This is a genomic window from Bacteroidia bacterium (assembly GCA_016218155.1).
Taxonomy (GTDB): Bacteria; Bacteroidota; Bacteroidia; order Bacteroidales; family GWA2-32-17; genus GWA2-32-17.
The window spans coordinates 1-2,614 of record JACREQ010000064.1 but is presented as its reverse complement, the minus strand read 5'-3'; the positions used below and the strand labels follow the sequence as shown (position 1 = coordinate 2,614).

Annotated in this window: 3 protein-coding genes and 1 pseudogene; 2 read left to right on the top strand and 2 right to left on the bottom strand. The window is 30.4% G+C overall.

The window, feature by feature from the left end:
* Positions 1 to 40: 40 nt before the first annotated feature.
* Both HY951_11940 and HY951_11935 read right to left on the bottom strand, forming a co-directional pair.
* Positions 41 to 673, bottom strand: a complete 633-nt coding sequence (locus HY951_11940) for a nucleotidyl transferase AbiEii/AbiGii toxin family protein (GenBank protein ID MBI5540764.1) — start codon at positions 671 to 673, stop codon at positions 41 to 43.
* Positions 628 to 912, bottom strand: a complete 285-nt coding sequence (locus HY951_11935; protein ID MBI5540763.1) for a hypothetical protein — start codon at positions 910 to 912, stop codon at positions 628 to 630. Before HY951_11935 ends, HY951_11940 begins: the two co-directional genes overlap by 46 nt.
* Before the next feature lie 135 nt (positions 913 to 1,047).
* Here HY951_11935 and HY951_11930 point away from each other — a divergent pair, with 135 nt between their 5' ends.
* Positions 1,048 to 2,217 carry an IS4 family transposase gene (locus HY951_11930; GenBank protein ID MBI5540762.1) on the top strand — a complete coding sequence of 390 codons (1,170 nt, stop codon included), beginning with the start codon at positions 1,048 to 1,050 and terminating at the stop codon, positions 2,215 to 2,217.
* Positions 2,218 to 2,241: 24 nt separating this feature from the next.
* A pseudogene (locus tag HY951_11925) lies at positions 2,242 to 2,538 on the top strand (formyltetrahydrofolate deformylase).
* Positions 2,539 to 2,614 lie beyond the last annotated feature (76 nt).

Sequence of the window (2,614 nt, the reverse complement as noted above, 5' to 3'; positions counted from 1 at the left end):
TCGCCTGTTTGATGTTAGCGGACGTTTTTATCGTATTATTTTAAAGATATTCTTGTACTTTTGATGATATCAATTGTTTAATTTCATCCCAAGTACATTTTTTTAAAATTTTGGGATTTATATCTTTCTCTGCATCTTCAAAGTAAGTTAAACTCTTGATTACATAAAAATGGTTATAGTTTAAAAATTTTTTCTCAAAGAGAGATAGCATTTCTTTTAAAGTATATTCTTGCAGTAGAAAATAAATATCATAAAAATCTTTTTTGGAACCTCTATTTGATACTGCAGCTAGCTTCATAGGAATTATGTCTTCCTTCGATAATAGCCGAATTCCGTCAAAAATAATTGGAGGAGATATTAAATTATAAGAATACTTTACAATATCAACTTTTATAAAAGTATTTGAATTTTCAGGATATTCAATTGTTTGTGTGATGCCCGTTTTATTTTCAATTATATCTATCAATTTATATTTTTTTTCCAATTGGACTCTTATTTCAGATGGATTAAATTCCTTATCTGTAAATAAATCTATATCAATAGATATTCTATGTCCAATTTGTAGGGCAAGGGCTGTTCCTCCTACCAAATTAAAATCTGATAAAAAGTCTTGTTGCATTAAACTCTTTAATAATTCCAGAGTTCCTTTGTAGACTGAGGAGTATTGTAACATTTGAAATCAATTTTTGATATGTTAAAATATATACTACAAAAATTTAAAGTTCGTTCGTCTAAATATTTCATTTGTTTTATTTCTTGTTTTATTCTCTCAACACCATAATATAATTTAATTTCTTGCCAATCTTTGATGTCTCCTCGTAACAATACTCGATTTATAATAAATTGTGAATATTTATCATAGTCAACATTTTCAAATTCAACATCCCAAAATAATGAAATATTTAAATCCATTTTTTTAATATTTATACACACTAGTGTCCTGTTAATTTAAAATAACGTTCTTTGAAATCTTTGATAAATCGAGCTTTCAGCATTTTTTAGTAGCGTGACGATTTGAATTGATTACATTTTCTCAAAAATAAGAAAATGAATCAAGGAAAATATGTCTTTGCTCAAATAGTAGAGTTTCTGCCACAACGATTATTCGATACCTGTGTTGAAAAATATAATGGCAATAAATGGACAAAACATTTTTCATGTTGGAATCAGTTGTTGTGTATGATGTTTGGCCAATTAAGTGGCCGCGATAGTCTTCGTGATTTACTTGTAAGTATTGGTGCACACAAACAAAAATATTACCATCTGGGATTTGGGAAAAATGTTTCCCGATCTAATCTTGCCAACGCAAATGAACAACGAGATTACAGAATCTACGAAGACTTTGCATATATTTTAATCTCTCAGGCCAGAAAACTTTGTATTTCTGATATTGATCTGAAAGATATAGATGGCCCTGTCTATGCCTTTGATTCAACATTGGTTGATCTTTGCCTTAATGTATTTTGGTGGGCTGAATTTCGAAAACATAAAGCGGCAGTCAAAATTCATACTCTATTTGATATAAGAACATCTATACCTGCTTTTATTTATGTCACAGAAGGATCGTATCATGATGTGAATGCTCTTGACTTACTCCAATTTGAGCCACAAGGATTTTATATAATGGATCGTGGATATATGGATTTTGAACGACTTTATCACATTCATCGGTCTCTTGCTTTCTTTGTAACGCGTGCAAAAGAAAACTTAAAATTTAAAAGAATTTCTGCTCACATCCCTGATAAAACAAAAGGGGTAATGTGTGATCAAATTATTCGGTTAAAAGGATATTATTCAAATAAAAAATATCCTGAACCATTACGCAGAATAAAGTACTATGATAAAGATGCAGGTAGAAGATTTGTATTTCTTACCAATAACATCGATTTAAAAGCAACAGATATAGCTTTGCTTTATAAATACAGATGGTTGATCGAATTATTTTTCAAATGGATCAAGCAGCATCTTAAGATTAAAAGCTTTTGGGGAACTTCCCCTAATGCAGTGAAAACACAAATCTTTATTGCCATCATAACATACTCGTTGGTATCCATAATTAAACAGAAAATGAAAACTGAATATTCAATCTACGAAACGTTGCAAATACTGGGTGTTTCATTACTTGATAAGACACCTATTCAAGAGCTACTTTTGAGCCAGATTTATCAAAATGTCAAAGAACAAAATTATATACAATTGAAAATGAACCTAATTTAATCGGACACTAGTGAATTTTTATTGAAAATTATAAATATTCATCATTCATTTTTACCTGCTTTTATTGGGGCAAATCCTTATAAACAGGCCTTTAAGCGTGGTGTAAAAATTATCGGGGCAACAGCGCATTTTGTTACCAACGATCTTGATGAAGGACCAATTATTACACAGCAGATTATTCCTGTAAATCATTCATATTCTCTGAAAGACCTTGTGAGGTCGGGAAGGGAAAACGAAACAGCAGCTTTATCGAGAGCCATGCAACTGGTGTTTGAAGACCGGGTGTTTGTATATAATAATAAAACTGTTGTGTTTGATTAAACCCAGGTCAAAGGTTGCCAGGATAGAGCTGTTGTTTGTAAAGTAAACTAAAAGGGTTAAAAAAACATTGAATATT